Origin of the sequence: Streptomyces sp. NPDC046203, assembly GCF_040646255.1 — a bacterium.
Lineage (GTDB): Bacteria > Actinomycetota > Actinomycetes > Streptomycetales > Streptomycetaceae > Streptomyces.
The window spans coordinates 48,504-56,000 of sequence record NZ_JBEYZX010000045.1; the positions used below are offsets into that span (position 1 = coordinate 48,504).

Annotated in this window: 3 protein-coding genes; all 3 read right to left on the bottom strand. The window is 76.8% G+C overall.

What is annotated here, in order from left to right; translation table 11 throughout:
* Window positions 1–78: 78 nt before the first annotated feature.
* The 3 genes from ABZ990_RS25700 to ABZ990_RS25710 all read right to left on the bottom strand — a co-directional run bounded on the left by ABZ990_RS25700 (window position 79) and on the right by ABZ990_RS25710 (window position 7,231).
* Complete coding sequence (locus ABZ990_RS25700) at window positions 79–3,579, bottom strand: SAV_2336 N-terminal domain-related protein (RefSeq protein ID WP_361236071.1); 3,501 nt, start codon at window positions 3,577–3,579, stop codon at window positions 79–81.
* A 6-nt stretch (window positions 3,580–3,585) separates the two neighbouring features.
* A complete protein-coding gene (locus ABZ990_RS25705; protein ID WP_361236074.1) occupies window positions 3,586–4,593 on the bottom strand; it encodes a MoxR family ATPase in 1,008 nt (335 codons plus the stop codon).
* 187 nt (window positions 4,594–4,780) lie between these two features.
* On the bottom strand, window positions 4,781–7,231 hold the full coding sequence (locus ABZ990_RS25710) for a trypsin-like peptidase domain-containing protein (protein ID WP_361236077.1): 2,451 nt from the start codon (window positions 7,229–7,231) through the stop codon (window positions 4,781–4,783).
* Window positions 7,232–7,497 lie beyond the last annotated feature (266 nt).

A 7,497-nucleotide genomic window follows, 5' to 3' on the forward strand; every position in this document is an offset into this window, starting at 1 on the left:
CGGTTCACCTCAACTGCCCCCATTCGCGCCCCCGTTGTCGATCCGGTCGCTCGCCGCCGTACCGGCCCGCCGACGTCGCTATCCGGCCACCTCCCGCCAGGGCCACCACGGTGGCGCGATCCGGCGCCGCTCGGCGGGAGGGATCCGGCCGGGCAGCGGGCCCGGCCCGGCCTCCGCCTCGGCGAGCAGGGCGCGGGTGCGCGCGATGTCCGTCTGGTCGACCTCCATGAGCGCGGCATCGAGCCTGCGCCACTGTCCGGCGGCGGCCCGCAGGACGTCGGCGGCCCGGCCGTGCCGGCCCGTGAGCCGCAGGACGGCGCCCTCGGCGTGCAGCGCGCGGGCCAGGGTGACGGTGCCGGGGGTATCGCCGTGCGCCGTACGGGCGTCCTCGGCGGCCCGCTCGTAGGCGAGCAGCGCCTGGTCGGGCCCCTCGTCCCAGCCGGTCTCGCCCAGCCGGAGCCGTACCCAGCCCAGTTGCAGCCAGACCTCGGCGCGCTCGGCGGGGGTGCGGGCGGCGCGGACGGCCTGTTCGAGGAGATGACGGCTCTCGTACAGGTCGGGCAGGAACCCGGCCCGGTCGTAGCGGAGGGCGAGGACGCTGCCGATCAGCACCCGGGCCCGGGCGCGGGCCGGGGTGTCGGCGGGCAGAGAGGTGAGGGCCTCGCGCAGCACGGACTCGGCGCGGTCGACGGGGGCCGTGCCGGTACCGGTCGCGGCGCGGCGCAGCAGGGACTCGCCCCAGGTGAGCAGGAGCCGGCCGCGCTGTTCGCCGTCGGCGGGGGTGAGCAGGGTGGCCTGTTCGTACGCCGCGTCGGCGGCGGGCCCGTCGCCGGTGGCGTCGTACAGCCGGGCCCGGGCGGTGGTCCAGCGCAGCCGGAGCGCGGTGGAGTCGCCGAGCAGGGGCTCGGCGCGGTCGAGCGCGTCGGCCTCGGCGTCGCGGACGGAAGCGGGGGTGGGGGCGGGGACCGGGGCCAAGGCCAGGGCCGAGTCCGGGGAGGAGGCGGAGAGATGCAGGGCGTCAAAGAGGTCGAGCAGGAGCGGGCCGGTCTCGCGCACGGCCAGGGCCTCGGTGAACGCGGCCACCGCGGCGGGGCCTTCCCCGCGCGCGAGGAGCAGCCGGCCGCGCCGTGCGAACAGGGCGTGCCGGTGGCTCTCGGGCCATACGGCCGGCTCTCCGGCGAGCGCGTCGAGCGCGGCGTCGAGCCGGGCGGTGTCCCCGTTGTGCCTCCACAACGCGTGCAGGGTGGCGGCCTGTTCGAGGCGCGCCTCGGCCCAGTCGGCGCTGCCGGGCGGGGCGGCGCCCGCGGCGAGGGCGAGTTCGCCGAGGGCACGGGTCAGCAGGTCCTGGCGCTGTCCCCGGTCGCGTACGGCGGCGGTCCCGGCCTGCGCGAACAGCACCTGACCGAGCACGAGCCGGGCCCCGGCGATCTCTTCGGGGCGGACGGGCGCACCGTCCCCCGCCCCGATACCGGCGGCCCCGATCCCGTCGCCGTTTACGCCGCCGTTCCCGTTCCCGCCGCCGCTGAGCGCGGCCTCGGCCAGCTCGCGGGCGGTGGCGAGCAGCGCCGGATCCGACTGACCGCGCCACTGGGCGAACAGCCGGCGTGCGGCGGCGAACGGTTCGGGGGTGACCAGGTCGGGCTGGTAGAAGCGCAGCACGCGCGCGGGGATACGGGCGAACAGCTCCGCGGCGGCGCCGGGGGGCTGTTCGTCCTCTTCCCCCGGGCCGGCGGAGAGCAGCGAACCGGTGGGGTCGGCGGCCTCGGCGGGGACGTCCGAGGCGCCGGCCGTGGCACCGGCGGTGCCGGGGGGCTCGTTCGCCGTGTCGGCGGGGTGTCCGGCGAGGCGGGCGGCCGCGAGGGCGGGGAAGTTCCGGGTGCCCTGCCCGAAGTGGCGTTCGACGAACTCGGAGCAGTGCTTGAGGACCAGCGCGGCGGCACCCCGGTCGAGCGAGCCGAGCAGATGCGCCTGCACGCCCGGCGGATAGCTGAAGCAGGGGTACGGGGTGGCCCCGGGAAGCCGTCGGAGGAGTCCGCTGAGCAGGACCTCGGCCAGCTCCATGGGGCCGGTGTCCGGGAGCATCGCGCGCTGGACGAGCTGCATCACGGGCAGGGCGAGCGGGGCGGCCGCGAGATGGACGGCGAGCCGGACCGCGCCGGGGGAGGCTCCGGCGCGGAAGGCGCGTAACAGCTCGTCGTCCGCGCGCCGGGCGGCGCCGGGAGCGTATTCGGGGACGGGGGCGTACGTGGGGGCGGAGGTGTACGCGGGGGCGCCGGGCGCACCCCCTGCGGTGGTGCGCTCGTACGTGATCGCACCGGCCGGGGCGAAGGGACCGCCCGGCGGCGGGCCGACCCGGGCCGCCCAGCCACGCACCGCGCCCCCGCCGTGCCCGGTGAGCAACCGTGCCCAGGACGCGAACGCCTCCGGGGTCGGGGTGAGTACGGGCAGCGCCCGCCGGTCCCCGGCGACCGGCTCCCACTCCTCCTCGTCCGGCTCGAAACAGACCTGCCCGCCGGGCGTGGGAGGCCGCAGCAGCGCGCCGGGCTCGACCCGCAGCGCCGTACGGGACCACAGCCGCGGCGGCAGCGGCTGGACCAGGGCGAGCGGCGCGTGCCGGGGCCACTGGTGGACGAGCCGCTGGGCCGCGCCGCGCTGCCAGAGCGGCCCGACGCAGTCGCTGACGAGCAGGGTGAGACGGCGGCCGGTCGGGTCGTGGAGCTGGTCGGCGGGGCGCAGCCGGGGGCGGCCCTCGGGGTCCGAGGTGGTGGTGACGCACGGCGGGCCCTCGCCGGTGTCGTACAGCCGGTGCACCTGGACGTCGCGGAAGGCGCCGGACTGCTGGCACGCCTGGCGCAGCTCCTCGACCATCCGCTCCCACACGACCATGGCGGGCCCGGTGTCCATGAGCAGTTGGATGTCGGGGCGGCGGCCGGCGGCGGGGCGCAGCACGGGGGTGAGGATGCCCAGGGCGGCGCTCCGCTCGGCGGTGGCCTCCTCGTCCAGGCGCCCCTCGCCGGGCCGGGCGGGCAGTCCGGTGGCGTAACGGCGCAGCGGGCGGAGCGCCTTCTGCAGGCCGAGCAGACCGGGCAGCGCGTTGGCGCCGGGCGCGCGTACGGGCAGCGCGGCGCCCAGTCCCGCGCCCGCGCCTCCGCTCGTACGCGCGCGTGCGCCCCCGGACAGCCGGAGGTCGACGTACTCCGCGCGCCGGGGTGGCGGGACGGAGGCGGGGGTGGTGCCCGGGTCGGGGTTGGAGTCGGGGTTGGAGTCGGGGTCGGGCTCGGGTCCGGTCGGGGCGGCCGGGTCCCGGCGGTCCCCTTCGGGGTCGCGAAGGTCGCCGGAGGCGGACCTCGAACCGGATCCGGCGCCTCCGTGCGGAACCCCGTGGGAGCCGTCACCCGTGAGGGGACCGGCTGCCCCTCCCCCGTCAGGCCCCCCGCCGGGCCCCCCGCCGGCACCGGGCGACGGCAGCCACTGGGCGAGCCAGACGGCGTCCGCGACCTCCTCGGCCGTCGGATCCTGCCCGGCGGCCCGGAGCCTGCGGGTCAGCTCCGCCAGCCGCGACGGACGCCCAGGGTCCATCCGCGATCACCTCGGCCGGTCGAGCGGCTGCATGAGCATGTCCGCGATGCGTTCCCGGGTGACCCGCTCGGTGCGCGGGGCGTGCCGGGTCAGATAGAGGGCGTTGAGCAGCTGATCCGTGGCGATGACCTCGCCGGGCTCGCGCTCGAGGAATCGGGCGACGAGACCGGGTTCGGCCGTGGCCGCGTCGGGCCCCAGATGGGCCTCGATCATCGCGCCGAGCTGCTCCTCGCCGGGCGGTTCGAGCTCCAGCCGGATGCAGCGGCGCAACAGGGCGGCCGGGAAGTCCCGTTCGCCGTTGGAGGTGAGCACGATGAACGGAAAGGTCGTGCAGCGGATCCTTCCCCCGCGCACGGGGACCTTGCGCCCGTCCTCGGTGAGCACGTCGACGACCGGTTCGCGGTCGGCGAGCCGCTCCAGTTCCGGGATGGCGAACTCGCCCTCCTCCAGGGCGTTCAGGAGGTCGTTCGGCAGGTCGAGGTCGCTCTTGTCGAGTTCGTCGATGAGCAGCACCCGGGGCAGTTCGGAGGGCAGCAGGGCGGTGCCGAGGGGGCCGAGCCGCAGATACGAGCCGATGCCGGCCGTACTGGCGGCGGTGCCATCGGCATCGGCCCGGGCCCGCTCCAACTGCACGTCCTGGAGGCGGCCGATGGCGTCGTAGCGGTAGAGGCCGTCCTGGAGGGTGGAGCGGCTGACGATGGGCCAGCGCAGGACCCGGCCGAGGCCGAGTTCGTGCGCGACGGCGTGCGCGAGGGTGGACTTGCCGGTGCCGGGGTTGCCGGTGACGAGGAGCGGCCGGCGCAGATAGAGGGCCGCGTTGACGGCGTCGGTCTCGGCCGGCCGGGGGTGATGGTTCTGGACGAGGCGGCGGCGCACTCCGAGCCGCCGGTCGGAGCCCGCGAGCGTGTCGTCCGGGCCGCCGGAGGAGAAGTCCCGCCAGGGCGGGGGCGGCGGCAGCCGCCGCACCTCGTCGTGCGGATGGCCGGCCCCGCGGTAGATCCGCCAATCGTTCACGACTGAACCCTCCTGGCTCGTGACACGGTGGGGTGCACGCCGGGTCTCTCGACGGTACCGCTCGCCCGGCCGGTCTGCCGACGCCCAAACCGGCTTGTTCGCAAGAAAGTCGGGCGTCTCGAAGCACGCGCCGCTTCGCGCCTCGCGCGCGTCCCGTGTGCGCCTCGCGCGGGCCGCTCACGCGCCCTCACGGCCGCCTCGCGCGCGTGCCGTCGGGGGCGGGGGTCCCGCCGGGCCCGAGGATCCCAGGGGCCCCGGGGGTCCCGTTCGCCTCGGGGGTCCCGTTCGGCGTGTGGCTCCCGTTGCTCCCGTTACTCCCGTCGCTCCCGGGAGTCCCGTTCACCCAGCCGTTCGCGCGAGCTCCCTCGTTCCCGTGGGCCCCGCCGCTTCCATGGACCTCGCCACTCCCGTACGCCCCACCGGCCCCCTCCGCCCCACGGGTGTCGTCGAGCGGAAGCGGGCCGAGGAGCGGGGCGTCGAACAGCGCCTGGTCGGGCGGGTCGTAGAGGACCGCGAGGTCCTCCGCCCAGGCGTGCTCCGAGCGGCCCTGCGGGTCGGCCTCGGTGTCCCCGGCCAGCAGGCGCAGCACACGGAGGGGCTGGTGCATCCCGTCGGCGCGGCCGGCGTCCCGGAGGAACGCGTCGGCCTGCTTGTGGAACGCGGCGCAGTCGCCGTGATCGTCGTCCGCGCGCCGCCACAGCGCGATCGGATGCCCGGCGGCGAGGGCGGCCTCCATCGCCCGCCGGCCGTCACCGGCCGCGACCGGGCCGCAGTAGACGGGCACGCTGCCGCCGCCGGCCGCGCCGAGGCGCGCGTACACCGCCATCCTGCTCTCCCGGCGCAACTGCGGACCGTGGCCCTCGGCGCCCGGGGTGAGGACCTCTTCGCGCAGCGGTACGGCCCGCAGCGGCCCGGCCGCGCTGCCCCGCCAGCGCAGGCGCCACTCCGGGGACGGCGGGTGGTGGCTGCGATGCCGGTCGCGCAGGAAGACGGCCCGCCGCTGACCGAGCGGCAGGGAGCGCTCGCCGAAGGGCTCGTCGTCGGGGGCGAGCCGCCAGGTGTCGACGGGTTCGTCGAACAGTTCACGCGGCAGCACCACTTCGACCCACGCCAGGTGGTCGCCGCTGTCCCCGAGCGCCAGGGCTTCGGCGAGCGGGCCGCGCAGGGTTTCGCGCAGCCGCTCGCGCGGCACGCCCGTGTCGTCGCCGCGCAGCGGGCTGATGGTGCTTCCGGCTCCGTCGTGGCTCCCGTTGATCCCGTGGTTCCCGTCGACCCCGTCGATCCCGTGGTCGTCATGGCCGTCCCCGCCGCCGGTGAACCGGAGCATGACCCGCCAGGCGTAGCGCCGCGGGGTGGCCCAGGGAACGGCGTCGATCTCGATCCGGACGTCGGCCCGCGCGCCCGGTTCCCGCCCGTTCCCGGCTCCGGTGCGCGGCCCGTCGGGATCGAGGAGGGCGGCGATGTCCTCGCGTACGGCCGCGTGCGCGGCATATGCCTCCTCGCCGATCCAATCGGCCAGTCCTGCCGCGCCGGGCACGGGACCGTACCGCTCGGTGACATGACGGACGACGTGCGCCGCGTACAGCAGAACGGCGTCGCGTCCGGGGTCGGCGGAGCCGGACCGGTCCTCGCGCGCGTAGACGAGGGTTTCGGCGGCCCGCGGATCACCCGGCCGGAGGTCGGCGGTCCGCGGATCGCCCGCGTGCAGTTCGCGGAGCAGACCGGCGCCGTCGCGCCAGGTGCGGGCGTCGGTCTCCAGGACGGCCTGGTACTCGGGGTGCAGGACCCGGCGCTTGACCTGGTCGACGAGGTCCATGACCTCGCCGGGACCGGTGGGCGACGGGAGCGCCGCCAGGCGTCCGTAGAGCTGCACGCGCGTGGCGGGACTGACTCCGGCACCGGTCCACAGGTCCCGCTGGACGGCGGTCCAGGTCTGGCGGACGGTCAGCGAACGGTGCTGGGCGAGATGGAAGCCGTCGTGGGCCCGCAGCACCTCGTGCAGGATCCGGCCGCCGGGCACGTCGTACAGCTCGCGCAGCGACGCGAGCGACGTGGCGGCGCCCTGAGCCGGTCCCTGTCCGTCCCGCGCGCGTCCCTTGACGACACCGATGACGGTGCCGCGTCCGAGGTCCACTACGGGGCCGCCGGAACAGCCCTCGGTGGGCACCGCGTCCAGCAGCAGGGCCTTGCCCTCGGAGCCGCGCACCTCGCCGCTCAGGGACAGGACGGCCGGCTCGCCGGTCCGGTACGACCATCCGTACAGCCGGATCGGGGTGGGCGCGGCGGGCGCCCGCTCGCCGAGCCGGACGCAGACGGCGTCCTCGGCGCCCTCGACCCGTACCAGCGCCAGGTCGGGGAAGCTCCAGGACGCGACCTCCGTCTCGGGGGTGGCGGGGCGCGGCTTGGCCAGCACGACCCGGCCGGTGGTCCGGCCACCCGCCCAGGTGATGCCGAGGGCCGGCTCGCTCCGCCACACCGCACTACCCCCCTTGGCCACGACATGGGCACAGGTCAGCACCCAGCCGGGGGCGATGAAGTAGCCCGTGCCCCAGTACGGGTCGCCGTGCGGGTCATACCCGGAGCCGGGGGCCGCGATGCGTACGAGCGAGGGGCGCACAAGGGCGTCGAAGGCGCTCATACGGCTCCGGGGCCGTTCTCCGGCGAATCAGGGGGCGCGGGAACCCCGGAGGCCATGGGATCGGCCGAAGTCGAGCCCGAGGTCGAGCCCGGGGCCGAAGTCGAGCCCGGGTCCGGGGCTGGGGCCGGGGCCGGGGTGGCGGAGGGAGCGTACGGCGGCAGGGGCGGAGGTGCGGGCACGGGCACGGGCGGAGGTGGCGTGCGATGACCCCTGCGGCCTCCACGGCCTCCGCGACCACCACGCACGCCCCGCCTCCGCGATCACAG

Coding starts and splice junctions, on each gene's coding strand:
- ABZ990_RS25710 (WP_361236077.1), bottom strand. CDS start 7,231: ATGAGCGCCTTCGACGCCCTTGTGCGCCCCTCGCTCGTACGCATCGCG.
- ABZ990_RS25700 (WP_361236071.1), bottom strand. CDS start 3,579: ATGGACCCTGGGCGTCCGTCGCGGCTGGCGGAGCTGACCCGCAGGCTC.